This is a genomic window from Lentibacillus sp. JNUCC-1, assembly GCF_009741735.1.
Lineage (GTDB): Bacteria > Bacillota > Bacilli > Bacillales > Amphibacillaceae > Lentibacillus_B.
This window is the reverse complement of the sequence record NZ_WHOH01000001.1, coordinates 686,138-704,663: the sequence shown is the minus strand read 5'-3', so window position 1 is coordinate 704,663 and position 18,526 is coordinate 686,138. Positions and strand designations below refer to the sequence as shown.

Sequence of the window (18,526 nt, the reverse complement as noted above, 5' to 3'; positions counted from 1 at the left end):
GGGATGACATTGGATCCGGTAATCAGCATTATTGTTCCTGTTCACAACCAAGAGCGGTTTATTGGAAAATGTCTCGATAGCATTCTCTCCCAGTCGTTTACGCATTTTGAAGTCATCGTGATTAATGACGGCTCCACTGATCGAAGCGGGATTATTTGTGACGCCTATGCGAAACAAGATCAGCGGGTGACTGTGCTGCATACAACATACAGCGGTGTCAGTTCGTCACGCAACAAAGGGGTACAGGCGGCTCGCGGGGCTTACATTGGGTTTGTAGATGGAGATGATTATGTTGAAGGAAGAATGTACGAATGGCTGTACCGAACCTGTCAGGAAACGAATAGCGATATTGGCATTTGTAAACTGGGCAGGGAAATCGATGGCCGTTTGGTCAATCACAGTAGCCCTGAAGAATTGTATATCCAGGAATTGGGTCATCAGGAAGCATTGCGGCATTTGTTCAAGGGTTACTTATATCGATTTTCCTTGTGTAATAAGTTATTTAAGCGCTCTTGTTTTGCAGGTGTTATGTTCCCAGAAGGCCGAATTCACGAAGATTTAGCAATAACTTACCACTTATTTGCCAACGCCAATCAAGCTGTCTATGTCCATTACACCGGGTATGTGTATGTGAAGCAGGACAACAGTATTCTGACCGCCCATTATTATGAAAAAAGACTCGACGCGTTTACCGCCTGGAATGAAATCATCCCTTTTATGCATACTCATTATCCACAATTGGCTGTCGAAGTGAATACCTGCTTTGCCTACCAATGTGTGGATCATGCCTATTACATTGTGAATCAGGTCCAGGTAAAAAAACGCCAAAAACAGTATTTAGCGGTGATTCAAACGTGCATCAGACAGCATGACCACCTCATTCGTAAAAAAGCCGCCTATCATTTACCTATCGATCCATCATGACGCTTCTGCGTGTGAATGTTGATTTATTTATACTGTCTAGTCAAATGAAGAAAAAAGTCTCGTAAGTGTGCTGCAGTACAATGAAAGGAGTTGATCCTTAAATGAAAAAACGCTTGTTATTTGTCATTGATTCCTTGGATGTGGCAGGAGCGGAAAAGAGTCTTGTCACATTACTCAACCTACTAGACTTTACCCGATATGACGTTGACCTACAATTGTTCGCTCACGGGCATATGCTCGAAAAACTGGTGCCAAAAGAGGTGCGCGTATTAAAGCCTTTCATATATACAGAATTTGCTGCCTTAAATCTGAGAGAAGCTTTCATTCAGGCTGTATCAAAATCGCAGTTCAAGATGCTGTCGTCACGACTTAAGTATTCGTTTCAGATCAGGAAAGGTAAGACAGGGAATAAGCAAAAAGCACGCTTGTTTTGGCAGCATGCTTCAACAGTAATAGAACCGAATCCTAGGGCCTATGACGTTGCTATCGCTTATGCCCAGGGGGTGCCCACTTTTTATGTGGCTGAGAAGGTAAAGGCTAAACGGAAATTGGCTTGGGTGAATGTCAGTTACCGGCTGGAAATGAAAGAGAAGACGTTCCAGACCCGATATTATAACAAATTTGATGGCATTGTTGCGGTCTCAGAATCGGCTGAAACAGTTTTTCTTGAGACGTTCCCTGAATACCGTGACAAAGTTTCGATTCAATATGATATTAATAACCCTGAGTTTATTGCAGCTATGGCTGAAGCTGATGAAGGCTATCAGGACGGATTTGATGGGATTAGGCTTTTAACGATTGGACGGTTGTCTCATCAGAAAGGCTATGACGTCGCACTGGAGACCTGCAGACAACTGAAGCAGAGTGGGCTGCATTTTAAATGGTATGTTCTTGGAAAAGGGCCGCTGCAAAGAGAGATGGAAACCGCCATTAAAGACATGGGGCTAACCGAACATTTTATATTACTAGGGGTCAATGCCAATCCTTACCCATATATAAAGCAGGCTGATGTCTATGTGCAGACTTCGAGATTTGAAGGGTTTGGCCTGGCGATTGCAGAAGCACGGATGCTCAATGTGCCTGTTGTCACATCAGAATTTGATGCTGTTTACAACCAAATGGTCAATGGTGAAAATGGGCTTGTCGTTGAGCGGACGCCAGAAGCTGTGACAAAGGCGATTCAACAAATGATTGACGATCATGCATTACGCTCGTATATCACCACCTATTTAACACAGGAGAAAAAGGGCAATGTGGAGGCGATTCATGGTTTCTATGAATTGATTGAGTCATCATGAAACAGCGCATGATGTTTATGGTGATTAATATGAATCTTGGCGGCACGGAAAAAGCCTTGCTTAATATGATCGATGCCCTTCCAGCAGATCAGTTTGATATCACGGTACTGCTCTTGGAGCGGCGCGGCAGTTTGCTCGATGCGATTCCAGACCATGTGCACGTTGCTGAGCTGGAGCAGTACCAGGCTATTAAACATCTGATTCATCAATCCCGCGTCAGTCCGTACGTCAATTAGCTCGTGCAGGCAAGCTTGTAAAAGCATGCCGTCTAGCAGGCGTGTATGGTCTGGCGAAACTTAGAAAAGACAGGCGTTTATTCTATCACTATATCTTAAAAGACCTTCCAGTTAATTATACGGAATATGATCTCGCTGTCGCTTATGCGGGCCCGATGGACCTCATAAGCTATTATATTGTCCATAAAGTGAAAGCCCAGAAAAAAGTTCAGTGGATTCACTTTGACATTGATCACATCGGCTTCGACTCTTATTTTGCCCAAAAACTATATGGGCAGTTTCAGCAAATTTTCACCGTTTCAGAGGAAGGGAGGCATAAGCTCTTGCAACGCGTGCCTGCATTGGAAGAGCGAACAGACGTCTTTCCCAATCTTTTATCCCCAACCTTGATCATGGCACAAGCTGCAGAGGGAGAGGGATTTCAAGATCATTTTACAGGCATGCGTCTTTTAACTGTTGGCAGGCTGTCACATGAAAAAGGTCAAGATCTGGCTATAGAAGCTTTGTCTTTTCTTGTGCGAAACGGCTTTGATGTCAGATGGTACTTTGTCGGAACTGGTTCAGAGGCAGATAAATATAAGCAGCTGGCAGCGGAAAAAGGGGTCAGTGATTACGCGGTTTTTTTGGGTGAGCAGCTGAATCCCTATCCATATATGAAAGAATGTGATGTGTATGTGCAGCCTTCGAGACATGAAGGTTATTGCATAACACTTGCAGAAGCTAAGCTGTTTCACAAACCGATTGTGACGACTGACTTTACTGGAGCACGAGAACAAACCAAAGCCCAGCAGACGGGGATTATAGTAGAGGTTGACGCCTGGCAAATCTATCAAGCGGTGAGAAACCTACTGAATACTGCTGCTTTACGGCACAACTTGAGTGATAACTTAACGGGTGAACAGCAAAGTTGGTCAGTGGAAAAACTTTATAGTGGTGTCAGATGACGAGGGGATTTTTGGCAGCTACAACGAGGTGATATGCCAATGAAAAAACAGTCGTTAATTCATGAGATCTTCTGGCTTCGGAGCCTGGCCTGTCTTGCCGTTACATTCGGTCACGCGATTCATAATGGACATATGATCTATGAAGCGGAAACGGTTTTCCATCCACCAGTCTATATTTTTAGTATGGCTGTTCTCTTTGGGGTGCCTGTTTTTGTGTTTATTTCCGAATTTTTACTGGCCAATAAATACCACACAAGCGTTCCAAAAGGATTTATGAAAAAAGGATGAAGATCTTAATCCTCCCCTATTTGTTTATGAGTGTTGTTTATGCCCTGTTAAATGCTGAAACATGGACAGTTAAAGAAGTCCTTTTTCAAATTGCCGGCAGCATCTTTCTAGGTAAATCAGCTGTTTATTTTATACTGATCATCTTCCAGTTTTATTTGCTGCATATATTTTGTGCACGTTATTTAAGTCAATGGTCTGGTAAAGTGGTGATTCCAGTTGCCTTCGTGATTAACGCAGGGTATCTGGCTTTTTTTAATTTTACCGATGCTCCGTCCCATGCTGTGGGAGACTATTTTTGGAATGTCGGTTATTGGATGCCATTTGTAGGTTGGCTGTTTTATTTTGTTTTAGGTTTTTACGGGGGGAAGAATTATGAGGCGATCGTTGCGATGCTGCGCAGTAAATGGATTTTGATCATTCCAGGTATTGCCCTTGCAGGGATGCTCCTAATGAACAAGTATTTTATGATCAGTCCAGATTCCAAACGGGTGGATATGCTTCTCTATGCATGTTCGGTTATCTTTTCGATAATGTTTATCGGGATTCGTTTTCAGCGGGTGCCTAGATTCATAATGCTAATCAGTAACTATTCATTCAGCATCTTTTTATTAAATATGTTTTTCTTTGTGCTGATAAGTTATGTCGAACCGCCGGTGTTTTTGAATATCGCAACTTATTCCATCTCTGCATTTATCATTACGCTCGTTCTGTGTATTGGTACCACCTATGTATTCAATCAGTTTAGGTTCGGTAAGTATTTTGTGGGAGCAGTGATGCCATTTAAAGTGGCACATACTGAAAGGTACGATGAAGTAACGCTTAGGAGAGGGTTGAAATGAAGAAAGTATTATTTATGCTGAGCAGAATGAATGCAGGAGGTGTGGAAAAGTCTTTTCTGTCGTTGTTGACACAATTTCCAAAAGACCGTTATGACATCACGCTTGTGCTACTGGAAAAACGAGGTGTCTTTTTGCAGCTTGTGCCGAATTGGGTCAAAATTGAGGAGGCTGCATGGTTTGATGATATAAAACCGGTCATCATGCAGCCTCCTCAACAAACGATCAAGCATTATATGAAGTCTGGACAATTCTTGAGGATGATGTCTTTTACGTATGGTTATTTTCTTGCAAAGAAACGGAACGACCGCTCTCTCTATTACCAACAGGTGTTTAAGAAGGTGCCGGAGTACAAGAATTCCTTTGATCTCGCGGTGGCCTATCAAGGACCGACAGAGGTAATTGATTATTATGTAGCCCATAAGGTCAGGGCGACGGCAAAGGTGTCATGGATACACTTTGATGTATCTAGACATGTGATCAATGACCGGTTATTTGCAGGCCTTTACGATCAATTTCACCGAATTCACGTTGTGTCAGAACATGCCAAACATCAGCTTGTGGAACGGTTTCCGCATATCAAAGGTAAAACGAACGTCTTTCACAATGTTATTTCCAGTGAGACGATTCAAGACTTAGCGGAAAAGACGGTTGTCTTTGATGACAGCTACCCTGGAGTTAAGATTGTTACGGTAGGCCGGCTATCCTTTGAAAAGGGGCAGGACCTCGCTATTAAGGCTTTAGCGGAATTACGTCGAATTGGGTATGAAGCACGCTGGTATTGCATTGGAGACGGGCAACAAAGAAAGACGTATGAACAGTTAATTGAAGCGTTTGGATTAGAAGATGATTTTATTCTGCTGGGCAGCATTATGAATCCATACCCGTTTATCAAACATGCGGATGTGTATGTACAGCCATCCCGCCATGAGGGTTATTGTTTAACGTTGGCTGAGGCCAGATGTTTAAACAAACCGATTGTAGCAACCAACTTTAATGGTGTTCGTGATCAAATCTCCCATGGTAATAACGGTTGGATTGCAGAAAACACTTCGGAAAGTTTGGTCGCAGGCATCCAAGCAGTGCTGGGGGATGCTAATATGACAGCTGAGTTTATTCGCCGTTTATCTGAAGAACTCCCAGATCATACGGAGGAGATACAGGAGCGACTATATGATATGGAACAGATGGTTAATGTTTAAGCTGGAGGATGTGAAAATATGAAAGCAACTGTAATGAAGCTATTGAAGTTTTTTAATAAAGGTGAACGCAAGAAATTATTAGTTTTGTTCGGAATGATGATTGTAGCTGCATTCTTTGAAACCATAGGAATTGGCTTGATCGTGCCGTTTGTCGACATTGTGACAGACCCCGGCATCATTCAGCAACAAGCAGTTTTATCCTATTTATATGACCTGTTCAATTTCACCTCGACATCGGGATTTATGATCTTTGCTGTCGGTGCTCTGTTAGGCGTGTTCGTATTGAAAAATCTATATCTGATGTTTTTCAACTATGCGCAACTCCGGGTCATTTTGAATCAGCAGGTTAAATTGTCAAGACGCTTGTTTCGAGCGTATTTGATCAAACCGTATACATTCCATTTACAGCGGAATTCTGCCGATTTGCTGCGGAACGTAAATGGGGAGGTTCCTAAAATATTTCAAGGGATCATCATGGCAGGTTTTCAGCTGGCGACGGAAATGCTGGTTATCATTTGTATTTTAACTTTACTGTTAGTCACCGCTCCTATGGCAACATTGACAGCTTCAGTTTTATTGAGCGGAAGCGTGATTGTGTTTTTCACCATTTTGCGCAAGAAAATCAGCACACTTGGGGAAGAACAGCAAGAGGTTAGCGGGAAGATGATTAAATGGGTCAATCAAGGGCTGGGTGCCAGCAAAGAAGTGAAGGTATCTGGAAAAGAGCACTTTTTTATTAAGTCCTACACAGGGCAAAGTCAGATCAAGGCCAACAACAGCCGGTATATGAAAATGTTGGAGCTTGTGCCAAGACTATTCATTGAGACGCTGCTTGTATCAATTGTTCTGATTACCATGCTGATCATCCTTTTTCAGGACACCAGTACAACTCGTCTCGTTTCAACCATGGCACTTTTCGCGATGGCGGCTTTTCGCCTGATGCCTTCAATTACAAGGGTCGTCGCACTCATTACCACGATTCGATACAGTCAGCCTGCGCTATCTGTCGTGTACGATGATTTATTCGTGGGTGAAGAAGACTTTGACAGTGTGACATCAAGAAGAGTGACGGTGAATAAAGGGCAAAAGTCATTTCACCATGCCATCACACTCAACGATGTGTCGTTCCGCTATCCAGACCAGGTTGAATATGCCGTTCAAAATGTGTCACTCAGCATACCAATTGGCCAGTCTGTCGCTTTTATAGGTGAGTCTGGGGCAGGCAAGACCACAATCGTTGATATCATTTTAGGGCTGTTTCGTCCTGAGAGAGGGTCAGTGAAAGTCGATGGCGTCAATGTGCACGAACAAAAGGCATTATGGCAGCAAAAAATTGGCTACATCCCGCAATTTATTTTCTTATCAGACGACACGATCCGAGGTAATGTGGCTTTTGGAATTGAAGGCGACCGAATCGATGACAAGGAAGTATGGCGTGCGCTTGAGCAAGCTCAGTTAAAAACATTTGTTGAAGGTCTTCCGGAACAATTGGATACTTCAGTTGGGGAGAGTGGGGTAAGACTTTCAGGGGGACAGAGGCAAAGGATTGGCATAGCCCGTGCCTTGTATCATAACCCGGAAATACTGTTTATGGATGAAGCGACTTCAGCTCTTGATAACGGGACAGAAAAAGAAATTATGAAAGCCATCGATGGGCTGAAAGGAGAAAAGACCTTGATCATCATCGCACACCGGTTAAGCACCATTGAGAATTGTGATGTGGTCTTTGAACTGAGTCAAGGCAAACTGAAAGCGATCAAAAGTGAAGTGACGAGATCGATTATCTGATATATGTATCAGATAATCAACAACTTAGAGCGGATAACATCTGACCCTGAATACGAAAAAGAATAAATAACCAATACACAGCAGAAAGCCGTGCAAAGGTAATTATATTGGGAGGTGTGCAGTGTGTCGCCAAAAGTCAGTATCATTGTTCCAGTCTACAATTTAGAAGCTCTATTGCCAAAATGTGTGGATTCAATTTTGGCTCAGACATTTACCGATTTTGAGTTGATTCTGGTAAATGACGGTTCACCGGATGAGAGCGGGGCTATGTGTGAAGCGTATGCCAAAATGGACTCAAGGGTGAAGGTGATTCATAAACAAAATGGCGGAACGGCGTCTTCGAGGAACGTCGGTCTAAGCGTTGCCACCGGGGATTATATAGGGTTTGTTGATAATGACGATTATGTTCATGTGACGATGTTTGAAACCCTTTATCGTCAAGCTGTTCTTTATGATTCGGATATTATCGTTTGTGACTTTTTAAAAGTGGATGAAGGTGATAATGCCCCTGCAGCGGAAGAACAGATCATTTCCAGTGTTCAGCATTTTAACAGCAGAGAGGCATTAAACCAATTTTACACACAAAACAATGTGACATTCGTTGTCCCGTGGAACAAATTGTATAAACGGCATTTGTTTGACGGCGTGTCATACGAGGTTGGCAATTCATATGACGATGAAACAGTCGCACATCTGCTGTATTTTAAAAGCAGAAAAACAACTTATATTCATGTGCCGTTATATTATTATGTTCAGAGACAAGGAAGCATGGTAAATTCCCGGTATCACCTTAAACGCTTTGGTGCCGTATATGCACTAAAAGGCAGAGCTGTTTTCTTTAGGGAAAAGCAGGAATATGAGCTGCACGAAAAAGCACTCAAAGTTTATATGGAGAAGTTTTTTTGGCATTATTTTACGGCGAAGAAAAGCCTTGTCAACATCGATGACGAATTGAAGCAATTGAAGCGAACTTTTAATGAAAACATCTTACACCTTCTGAAAATAAAAGGAGTGAGCTGGAAGCAAAAGGGCATGTGGATGTTGTTCGTTCTGAACCCGTCATTATTTGAGTGGATTAAGGACCGCAAGCGCGCATCGTAATGGAGCATCTCTAAAAGAGGTGTATTTTTTTATGCTAAAAATGGAGGGATTTTCATGAAAGGCATTATATTAGCAGGCGGAAGCGGAACTCGGCTTTACCCTTTGACAAAATCCATATCCAAACAGTTGCTTCCGATTTATGATAAACCGATGATTTTTTATCCGATTTCAGTGCTGATGCTGGCAGGCATTAAAGAGATTTTAATCATTTCAACTCCGGAAGATACGCCGCGTTTTGAACAATTGTTAGGAAACGGGGCAGAGCTTGGAATTCAGTTGTCGTACGCGGTTCAGGCGCATCCGAATGGATTGGCTGAGGCGTTTATTGTCGGGGAAGACTTTATCGGTCAGGATCCAGTTGCATTGATCCTGGGTGACAACATTTTTCATGGTCATGAATTTACGGCCCATCTTGAACGGGTGGCAGCGAGAGCGGAAGGAGCAACGATTTTCGGGTATGGGGTGAATGATCCGGAACGCTTCGGAGTTGTCGAGTTTGATGGTGAAGGAAACGTCTTGTCGATTGTGGAAAAGCCTGTCATGCCGAAGTCTGATTATGCCATCACAGGGCTGTATTTCTTTGATAATCAGGTGGTGGAGATGGCTAAAGCTGTGACGCCTTCACAGAGAGGGGAGCTTGAGATCACTGATATTCTGAATGCTTATTTGCAAAAAGGCCAGTTGCAGGTTGAGCTTCTTGGCCGTGGATTTGCCTGGCTTGATACTGGGACACATGAATCTTTGCTTGAAGCTTCGCAGTTTATCGAGATTGTTGAAAAACGGCAGCGAATGAAGGTGGCATGTCTGGAGGAAATTGCCTTTAACAAAGGGTATATATCCCTCAGTCAGTTAACGGAACTGGCGGAACCCTTAAAGAAAAGCGAGTATGGGCAATACCTGCTGCGGCTGGTTCAGTCGAATAAAACAAAAGAATTAGAGGTCCAGATCAATCATTAATGAGAATGGGATGTGATGCACATGAAGGTCATCAATACAAAACTGGACGGTGTGAAAATTATTGAACCGAGGGTCTTTTTGGATGACCGCGGTTTTTTTATGGAAAGTTTCAACCGGAAATCATTCAAAGATTACGGAGTGGATATTGATTTTAAACAAGATAACCATTCACTTTCCAAAGACAAAGGCGTCATACGGGGGTTACACTACCAGATGGCCCCGGCAGCACAAACCAAATTGGTTCGGGTGATCACCGGGGCTATCTATGACGTGGCTGTGGATATACGCCAGGGTTCTCCCACGTTTGGCCAATGGGTGTGTGCGACATTGAGTGACCAGAACCACCATATGTTGCTCATCCCAAAGGGTTTTGCACACGGGTTCTGCACGTTGGTACCTAACACACATGTGCAGTATAAGGTCGATGCCTATTATGCGCCTGAGTATGATCGGGGTGTGCGCTGGGATGACCCGGAAGTGGGGATCGACTGGCCGACAAACAAACCGATTTTGTCTGATAAAGACGCCAAACAGCCTTTGTTGAATGAGGCCGATAATGACTTTCAATTTGAGGAGACATCTTATACCGGGGAGGTTATCAAGTGAGCGATTTGAAACGAATTGGCATTGTAGGGACTGGTTTGATTGGGAAAGGCATTGCCGTGGAAGTTGACAGACAGGCGAACATGATATTGGAAAGTGTGCTGACACGCCGTGACTTGGGGACCATGGAGGATCATCCTTTTCCTGACAGGCTGACCAATTCTGTTGAGGCTTTTATTGAAGCATGCGATTTGATTGTGGAATGCAGCGGTGATGTGATTTACGGGACGGAAGTGATTGCCCGCGCTGTAGAGGCCGCGATCCCTGTTGTGACAATGAACGCGGAACTGCAAGTGACAACGGGTTCCTATTTTGCCAAGAAAGGTTTCATTACTGAAGCAGAGGGTGATCAGCCTGGGTGTCTCGCTGCATTGCACGAAAATATGATTGATATGGGTTTTGAACCACTGGTCTATGGCAACATCAAAGGCTTTATGAAATTGGATCCGACCCGTGAAGATATGACCTATTGGTCTAATCGAAATGGGGTTCGTCTGGATATGACGACATCTTTTACAGACGGGACAAAAGTGCAAATTGAGCAAGCCTTGGTGGCCAATGGGCTTCAAGCCGGAATTGCGGTGGACGGTTTGTTGGCCCCTTATGCAGAAGATTTAAATGAAGCTGGTGCGTTATTGGCGGAAGAGGCGGATCGGTTAGGGCATCCTATTTCCGACTTCGTATTAGCTCCAAAAGGTCCTCCAGGGGTGTTTATTACTGGAAAACATGATGAGCGTCAGCAGAAAACATTACGTTATCTCAAGATGGGAGAAGGGCCTTATTATACGGTTCTGCAAAACCACCACCTCTGTCACCTTGAAGTGGTTAAAACGATTAAACGTGTGATCAATGGGGGCGGCGTGTTGCTTAACAATGGTCTGAAGCCGCAAGTCGGAGTGGGCGCTGTGGCCAAGCATACGCTGTATCCGGGCGAGCGTATAGATAAGGGTGTGGGCAGTTTTCAAGTCAGGGGCAAGGCCGTGAAACTAGCAGATTATCATGATCATGTTCCGATCGGACTCTTGGTTGATGCAGTTATGAAGCGACAAGTGGATCCAGGGGAAATGGTGACCTTCGCGGATGTCGAGCTACCGGAGAGTCTGGCATTATCGGCATGGCTCGAAACGATTGAAATGGTTCATATGCCGATTTAATGGGGGCTCACAGGAGAAGTGAGAAGGGAGGCAGCCATGAGAAAACTTGTGGGTCGTTTTATAAAAGTTATTTTGATCGTGTGTGCTGCCTTCATCATATACGTGTTTTGGGACAACAATCGTGTCAAGCTGGTCGAAGAAGATATTGTACTTGAGCAACTGCCGAGTCAATTTGATGGTTTTACAATCCTACAACTGACAGATTTACATGAGAAGAATTTTGGCAGAGGTCAGAAACGGCTCCTTAAGGCGATTAATTCGATCGACTATGACGTGATTGTTATGACAGGGGATATGATGAATACCCCTGACAGCACACATGTTGAGCCGTTTTATACATTACTTGAAGGGATCGATGATAAGGAACATGCCTATTTTGTGCGGGGAAATGATGATCCGCCGAGCTATGAACTTGAACCCGAATTTGGGAAGAGTCCCTTTATAAAAGGGGTGGAGAAGCGGGGTGTGACGTTCCTGGAGTCAGTGATGTCGATCGAAAAGGATGATGCGCACATCCACTTTGTTAATTTTGAGTTGGCCATCATAAAAGGGCCGGAACATATCGGCAAAATCAACGGTACGGACCAGCTGGATTATGTGGAGGATGCGCGTTATAAAGCATACCAGGGGGCGCGTTGGGAAGAATTTGATATGAATGTTTTTTCAGAGGATGTTGTGATTGCCCTAAATCACTACCCTGTGGTGGATGAGCGGGTAGATTATATACAAGGAGATGCGAAAACAGAATGGCGGGACATAGATCTCATTCTGGCCGGTCATTATCATGGCGGACAGTATCGTCTGCCATTTGTCGGCGCTTTATTTGTGCCAGAACCGTGGTATGAACCAAACCAATTATTTCCACCTCAGGATCGTGTGAAAGGCTTGTGGGAATATAATGGGACACAACAATATGTGAGTGCGGGCCTTGGCAGCAGTGACGCCATCCAGTTACTGAAATTCCGTTTGTTCAACCCCCCCGAAATCAATTTACTGAAGCTTAAAAGCGATGGTAAGTGAGTGAAAGCAGGATAAATTGCTAGCCAGGCTCCCAGGGACTTAAGTGCCGGGAGCCTGGTCCTTTTTTTGTTGCTTAGGAAATTATAAAATATTCGAGTGTTAATAAACATAGCCTAGGAGCCCTAGACAAAAGTATTTTTTAAAAAGCTAAAGATGGCGTTATTTAACTTTTTTATTGACATAAAATAAATCAAGAAAAAAATAGGTATGACAAATAAACATCACGATTTTAAACTTTCTGCTATTGCGACTAAACGTTCAGCACCTCCTCTCGGGCTTCTTCCATCAGGCGGGATACCGTAGGCTGTTTTCTTTCTCTTGGACCACCTGCTGATATGACAAACTATTCAAGTAGAGCTTGACTATTTTTCGAATGTTGTGCATCACACAGTGTAATTTGAACTCACGGGAGGCATTTTTCTTCCCCCGCATATGCATCTGTTTCCAGCCATCTTGTGTTTGGATATTTCCCCACACTGGTTCTGGTACGCTTTTTCTTTGTCTTAAAATTTCCTTGCCTTTCTCACTATTGGCCTTTGCCTTCGCATCTTCACGAAGACTATCATCTTCCAAATGCCTCTCTATTCTGCGAATACCGTCTGTTGCTTTCGTACATTGCGCACTGAGAGGACATTTTTGGCAAGCTTCTAAATTACTGTACTCCCCAATTTTTCCGGACTTTTTTATTTTTTTTCTCCCCAATGTACTTCCTTCTGGACATGTGTATGTATCAGATGCCGGGTCATAATCAAATTTATCTTTTCCAAACGGACTCTTTAGCTCTGGATAGGATACATAAAAGTCGATGCCTTTATCCTTCATGAAACGAATATTCTCGGCGGAAAAAAATCCGGCATCGGCACCAGCCTGCATCCCTTCCAATGAGCCGCACATGTTTTGCGCATCAAGTAGTGTTGGCTGTAATTCAAGTTGATCAGAAGCGCTGTTGCCCGTGTGTGTACCAAGTATAATATGGGTCTTATCATCCACCCAGGCAAAATTGTTGTAACACTGCTGCACTCCATGATGTTTTGTCATCATAATGTTAGAGTCTGCGTCCGTAAAATTGATTTGCTTTTCCGGTGGGATTTTTTTGTTCCCCTTCTCTTCTTTCCATCTTTGCTCCAGAGCTGTTTTTGCCTGCTCCATCGTGTTGAGTCGATCACTTGTGATCGCAATATCGTTTAACACATTTACCACCTGGTTAAATGTTTCAGATGGAACGTTATTCAGAAGCATAGAAGACGCTTTTAACGTTTCTTCCAAATTCAAGCCCTGCGTTTTCTCAGCCTCATCAAGGTCAAGGTTGAACACTTGCTGTTCTTTTTTCCGAAGTTCTCTTTCGTGTTGTTGTCGTAAAATGTGGTTAACTAATTGGGCCTGATCATGGATACAAGCGTTTAACTTATCATCCGGTACCTGTTCCAAGCTGCTGATGTATGGCTTCATCGTTTCAAATAACGACTCAATATTAATTGATTGATTATCAATTTTCTTTGTTAGACGTTCATAACTCATCGCCTTGTGTTTAGAGGCATTAGCTTGAATCTTTGTACCATCAATATACATACGTTTCCAACCAACCAGGAATAACCCATCACAAATTCCGATGATCTGAATGAAGAGATGATCAACTTCTTCGAATAAGGCATCAATTGTGCGTTCCACCGTTTTATAGCTGGGCATTCGCATGCCGGATAAGATCCATTGTGCGCCAATGCTGTCTTCAGCAAATTGTTGGATTTTCTGCGCCGCATAATGACCATGATACATGGCGTAAAGTATAACTGCTGTCAATTCCCGGCGGGAATAGCGTGGAGCTCCCATAGATAGAGATGCATAGTACCTTAGATCCAGTACATTTGCTAAGTACATAAAGAAACGGGCAGCGTGTGGCTTGTGTTCAACTCTCTCCTGTAATAATTCCTCAAAAAGAACAATCTGATTTGGACAATTCGGGCTGCGATGTGCCATAAAATCTCTCCTCATTTTTTAATCCCAACAAAGAGTACCTAAAAACGATGGTTTTTTTGGGCAAAACAAGGTATAATGAACGGTATAAAGCACTCTTCGTTGGTATGTTTTTCCCAAAAAACATTGTATCATCAAAGGAGTGCTTTTTTCTATGTCCAAATCATGATAAACACCGCACAATAATTTTAATACGTATATTAGTGAAGTTTCGCAATTTACTTCTGTCCAGGGCTCCTAGGGCAACGCCCAGCTCCAACGCCTACCCCCTCGAGTCATAAGCCATAACGTTTCGTGGCAAGGACCGCCACTACGCGTTCTTGCTTATGATTTTTGGGGGGTTCCCAAGGCGTTTCCGCTTTTGTGCATTGTTCTGCTTGCGCTTGACGTTAACGTAAATGGTACACTTTAGTTGTTGGAAAATTCAATATGAATCAAAGGGGAGGCGTTTAGGTGAATATACCAAATCTTTTAGCTATGCAGGCACGGAAATATCCGGAGCACGAGGGTCTTGTAACGCCGTATGAACGGATCAGCTATGCGGCGTGGGACAAGGCGGTGAATCAGCTGGCATCGAGTCTCAGTGATATGGGCATTGCAAAAGGAGATAAGGTGGTTATCCATATGCCCAACACGAAAGAACTTGTCTATGCGTATTTTGCCGTTCAGAGGCTGGGGGCTTTAAGCATTCCGATTAATGCTAAATTATCACAGAAAGAGATTATGTATATTGTTGATCACAGTGATGCGAAAATGTTGATGAGTCATGAGCTGGTGTTCAGACAAGTTGAGGCCTTGGAGTTGGAGGAAGGCATCACATACGTCAAAACCGGCCCATCACACAAAGGCTGGGAGTCGTATGAGGAACTGCTCGATGCAGGGAGCCCGGACGTGATTGAATGTCATCTGACTGAAGATGATGAGGCGTCAATTCTTTATACATCTGGTACGACGGGGGCGCCCAAGGGGGTTGTATTTACCCATAGAAGTATTTTGACCGTAGCACAGATGATCTGTATTGAAATGACGATGCGTCCTGAAAACCGGGTGCTGCATATGATGCCGCTCAGCCATTCAGCACCACTGCATTTGTTCTTAATATCTGGCACATATGTTGGGGCGACTCATGTGCTTGTGCCAACATTCACACCGGATTTGCTGCTTGAAACCGTTGCTAAAGAGCGGACAACGCACTTCTTTGGGGCACCGATCGCCTATCTTGCCAGTGCCAGTCATGAAAAGCTCGAGGCGTACGACTTATCCTCCATGCAGTACTGGGTGTATGGTGGCGCGCCGCTTGATCAATCCAAAGTTGAATTTATTCAGAAACAGTTCAAAACCGACAGCTTGTACTGTGTCTATGGGTTAACTGAAGCCGGACCGAGCGGGACATTGCTTTTCCCTGAGGAGCACCGGAATAAATCCGGAAGTATTGGTAAGCGTGCGGCACTCAATTGTGAGATACAACTCGTTGATGAAAATGGACAGCCGGTTGCTCAAGTTGAGACAGGTGAAATCGTCCTGAAAGGTGAGGGCAATATGAAAGGGTACTATAAAGCTGATGAACTCACAAAAGAGAGTTTAAAAGACGGCTGGCTGTACACAGGAGATATGGCCTACCAAGACGCGGACGGTTATTACTGGGTGGTCGACCGGAAAAAGGACATCATCATTTCAGGCGGGGTCAATATTTTTCCACAAGAAATTGAAAAAGCGATGTTTACCCACCCGAATGTGGATGATGTTGCCGTTGTCGGCGTGCCAAACCCGGATTGGGGCGAGACCGTGAAGGCGTTTGTCGTGTTAAGAGAACCAATGGACGGAGACATGACAGACCATTTCAAGACCCATTTAACCGAACTGGTTGCCGATTTTAAAATTCCACGTCTGTACGAGGAAATGGAAGCGCTACCGCGAAATGCGACAGGTAAATTGCTCAAGAGTCATCTGAGAGATCAATCTTAAAAGGGAGGAAACAACATGGAACACTTTTACAAACGAGATCAAAATCTGCGTGAACTATTACAACGCGCACTCCCAGCAACCTTTTTTCAATGGGTGGATCGAGAGCTGGAGGCGTTCAGCTCCCGGTGTACCGGTGCGATCGACGCGCGTGCAGCACATACAGATCGTGCCGGGCAGCCTCAGTTGATTCGGTACGATAAAATGGGGAATGAAATTTCCAAAGTCTGGCTGAATGAAGGCTACCGGCAAACGGTTGCGGAAACTTACGGGGCCGGGATCGTCGGCTATATTCATAAGGAAATCCCTGAGCTTGGGCATAAGGGCAACTATGTGTATGCCTTTGCTCAAGGGTATTTGCTTTCTCATGCTGAACCGGGATTTTATTGTCCGGTCACCTTATCCAAAGCGACCGCCTATTTGCTGGATCAGTATGCTGAGGGCGATGTGCGCACACGCTTCTTGCCGCATGTTCTGGCAACTGGTGACACTGAGCTCTACGAAGGGGCTACCTTTTTAACAGAACGACAGGGCGGTTCAGATGTCGGTGCCAATGAAACCGAGGCGATTCGATCTGGTGACAGTTACCGTCTCACCGGAGAAAAGTATTTTGCCAGCAATGCCGGGGCATGCGGTGTCGCCATGGTGCTCGCGCGTATGGAAGATTCCCCGAGCGGCACAAGAGGCCTCAGTCTGTTTGCTGTGCCCTGGGAGGAAAACCGGGCGGCCGGAACGTTGCGCATCCGCCGTTTGAAAGATAAGCTCGGTGTGCGTGCTGTGCCGTCAGCCGAGGTCGAATTTACGGGTGCGACCGGGTATCTGGTGGGCGAACCGGAAAAAGGCTTCTATTATATGATGGAAGCACTCAATCTATCGCGTGTCTCAAACGCCGTCGCCTCACACGGCATTATGCGTCGGGCTTTATTCGAAGCTTATGATTACGCTGGCGAGCGGGATGCGTTTGGTCAAAAACTAACCCGCTTTCCGATGGTCCAAACCACTTTGGCACGGCTTGCCGCCAAACAGAATGTCTCGTTGAAAGTACTGTTTGAAGTCATCGAGATGATGGACAGGGTGATGGGACCGGATACGAAAGCATCGGCTTCACAAGAGGGTACGCTTCTGTTCCGATTGTTTGTTGCGATTGTGAAAAAAGATACCGCTGAACAAGCGATACATTTTGCCCGTGAATCTCTGGAAATGCACGGCGGGAATGGCTATATTGAAGATTTTGTCACACCGAGATTGCTGCGTGATGCCCAAGTGCTGACCGTGTGGGAAGGCACTGCCAATATACTCGGGCTGGAAGTGCTCCGGCTGATTATGAAATACCATGTCGATGAATTGTTCACCAACGTGATGATTGAACGGCTCGATGCGGTTGAACCGAAACTTGAGCATATGCCGGATCAAGAGCAGTGGAAACGTCATCTGGAGGCCATCCGAAGCCGTCTCGCTGAGGTGAACACGCACATCAGCACTTTGAAAAAAGCGGATCATGACATTCAGACCTATTACGCGAAAACCATTGCCGAACAGTACTCGGATCTGTTCGAAAGTCTTGTCGCACTGGAAGCTGCTGCAACCGGCGAGGAGACGCAGCGCCAGTTAAGTGCTGTATATCTTGAAAATACAATGGGACAACCGAATCAATGGTCTATGGCCCCCGTCGAACTGGAAGCCTTTTGGGCTGTAGAAGCATCACTCACAGGCGAAAGGGATGTTGCTTCGGTGCACGAGTCTTAATAAAAGATAGAGGGAAGTCTCCAGGCGTTTGGCGGCTTCCTTCTTTATGGTTCCGTGGCGTTTGGGCTTCTTTGAGCAGCGCAATAGGTATCTGTTCGGAACGAAAGAAGTACTATGTGCGCAAATGGGGGTTCTATCAAAGGAAGAGTGCCGTCTATCAGAGCAAGCGAGGGTTCTACCAAAGGAAGAAAGTCGTCTATCAGAGCAAAAGTGCACTCTATCAAAGGAAGAATCTAGTCTATACAAGCAAGGACCCATTCTATCAAAGCAACAGGGCGTTCTATCAAAGGAAAGAGCCGCCCTACTATCTCACATCCTAGCTCCACACACAAAATCCTCCTCACTAAAATAAAATCGCTTCTTCATTAACAGAATATAGACAAAAGTCACCCGCTATGGTAAGCTGTTTACAATCATGAAAGCGCATTCTTATAGGAAACTCAAACCATGTATTCATAAATTAAGTAAACTAAGATACCACCACAAGGAGGCAGTG

The 18,526-nt window shown here is 44.5% G+C and carries 16 protein-coding genes; 15 read left to right on the top strand and 1 reads right to left on the bottom strand.

What is annotated here, in order from left to right; all coding sequences use genetic code 11:
* The first annotated feature begins 9 nt into the window (after nucleotides 1-9).
* The 13 genes from JNUCC1_RS03315 to JNUCC1_RS03255 all read left to right on the top strand — a co-directional run bounded on the left by JNUCC1_RS03315 (nucleotide 10) and on the right by JNUCC1_RS03255 (nucleotide 12,351).
* The gene (locus JNUCC1_RS03315; protein WP_156644067.1) at nucleotides 10-924 is read left to right on the top strand and encodes a glycosyltransferase family 2 protein; all 915 of its coding nucleotides are present in this window, start codon (nucleotides 10-12) and stop codon (nucleotides 922-924) included.
* A 101-nt stretch (nucleotides 925-1,025) separates the two neighbouring features.
* Complete coding sequence (locus tag JNUCC1_RS03310) at nucleotides 1,026-2,222, top strand: glycosyltransferase (protein WP_156644065.1); 1,197 nt, start codon at nucleotides 1,026-1,028, stop codon at nucleotides 2,220-2,222.
* On the top strand, nucleotides 2,219-2,458 hold the full coding sequence (locus JNUCC1_RS03305; RefSeq protein WP_156644063.1) for a hypothetical protein: 240 nt from the start codon (nucleotides 2,219-2,221) through the stop codon (nucleotides 2,456-2,458). Before JNUCC1_RS03310 ends, JNUCC1_RS03305 begins: the two co-directional genes overlap by 4 nt.
* Before the next feature lie 41 nt (nucleotides 2,459-2,499).
* Nucleotides 2,500-3,402 (top strand): glycosyltransferase, encoded by a 903-nt coding sequence (locus tag JNUCC1_RS03300; protein ID WP_156644061.1) that lies wholly within the window; start codon nucleotides 2,500-2,502, stop codon nucleotides 3,400-3,402.
* A gap of 39 nt (nucleotides 3,403-3,441) precedes the next feature.
* Nucleotides 3,442-3,690, top strand: coding sequence for an acyltransferase family protein (locus tag JNUCC1_RS03295; protein ID WP_197431615.1), 249 nt, complete (start codon nucleotides 3,442-3,444; stop codon nucleotides 3,688-3,690).
* Nucleotides 3,687-4,529, top strand: coding sequence for an acyltransferase family protein (locus JNUCC1_RS03290; protein WP_156644059.1), 843 nt, complete (start codon nucleotides 3,687-3,689; stop codon nucleotides 4,527-4,529). The genes JNUCC1_RS03295 and JNUCC1_RS03290 overlap by 4 nt, the downstream gene beginning before the upstream one ends.
* Nucleotides 4,526-5,728 carry a glycosyltransferase gene (locus JNUCC1_RS03285; RefSeq protein ID WP_156644058.1) on the top strand — a complete coding sequence of 401 codons (1,203 nt, stop codon included), beginning with the start codon at nucleotides 4,526-4,528 and terminating at the stop codon, nucleotides 5,726-5,728. Before JNUCC1_RS03290 ends, JNUCC1_RS03285 begins: the two co-directional genes overlap by 4 nt.
* Nucleotides 5,729-5,746: 18 nt before the next feature.
* The gene (locus tag JNUCC1_RS03280) at nucleotides 5,747-7,516 is read left to right on the top strand and encodes an ABC transporter ATP-binding protein (RefSeq protein ID WP_156644057.1); all 1,770 of its coding nucleotides are present in this window, start codon (nucleotides 5,747-5,749) and stop codon (nucleotides 7,514-7,516) included.
* A 123-nt stretch (nucleotides 7,517-7,639) separates the two neighbouring features.
* Nucleotides 7,640-8,617, top strand: coding sequence for a glycosyltransferase family 2 protein (locus JNUCC1_RS03275; RefSeq protein WP_197431614.1), 978 nt, complete (start codon nucleotides 7,640-7,642; stop codon nucleotides 8,615-8,617).
* Between the two features lie 54 nt (nucleotides 8,618-8,671).
* A complete protein-coding gene (gene rfbA, locus JNUCC1_RS03270) occupies nucleotides 8,672-9,574 on the top strand; it encodes a glucose-1-phosphate thymidylyltransferase RfbA (RefSeq protein WP_156644055.1) in 903 nt (300 codons plus the stop codon).
* Nucleotides 9,575-9,595: 21 nt separating this feature from the next.
* A complete protein-coding gene (gene rfbC, locus JNUCC1_RS03265; protein WP_156644053.1) occupies nucleotides 9,596-10,180 on the top strand; it encodes a dTDP-4-dehydrorhamnose 3,5-epimerase in 585 nt (194 codons plus the stop codon).
* On the top strand, nucleotides 10,177-11,331 hold the full coding sequence (locus tag JNUCC1_RS03260; protein WP_331713583.1) for an SAF domain-containing protein: 1,155 nt from the start codon (nucleotides 10,177-10,179) through the stop codon (nucleotides 11,329-11,331). Before rfbC ends, JNUCC1_RS03260 begins: the two co-directional genes overlap by 4 nt.
* A 36-nt stretch (nucleotides 11,332-11,367) precedes the next feature.
* A complete protein-coding gene (locus JNUCC1_RS03255; RefSeq protein ID WP_156644051.1) occupies nucleotides 11,368-12,351 on the top strand; it encodes a metallophosphoesterase in 984 nt (327 codons plus the stop codon).
* Between the two features lie 285 nt (nucleotides 12,352-12,636).
* Here the strand turns inward: JNUCC1_RS03255 and JNUCC1_RS03250 are convergent, their stop codons facing one another.
* On the bottom strand, nucleotides 12,637-14,325 hold the full coding sequence (locus JNUCC1_RS03250; RefSeq protein ID WP_197431613.1) for an IS1182 family transposase: 1,689 nt from the start codon (nucleotides 14,323-14,325) through the stop codon (nucleotides 12,637-12,639).
* A gap of 450 nt (nucleotides 14,326-14,775) precedes the next feature.
* Here JNUCC1_RS03250 and JNUCC1_RS03245 point away from each other — a divergent pair, with 450 nt between their 5' ends.
* Both JNUCC1_RS03245 and JNUCC1_RS03240 read left to right on the top strand, forming a co-directional pair.
* Nucleotides 14,776-16,287: a class I adenylate-forming enzyme family protein gene (locus JNUCC1_RS03245; RefSeq protein ID WP_331713582.1), complete on the top strand. Its 1,512-nt coding sequence runs from the start codon at nucleotides 14,776-14,778 to the stop codon at nucleotides 16,285-16,287.
* A gap of 15 nt (nucleotides 16,288-16,302) precedes the next feature.
* A complete protein-coding gene (locus JNUCC1_RS03240) occupies nucleotides 16,303-18,030 on the top strand; it encodes an acyl-CoA dehydrogenase family protein (protein ID WP_156644046.1) in 1,728 nt (575 codons plus the stop codon).
* Nucleotides 18,031-18,526 lie beyond the last annotated feature (496 nt).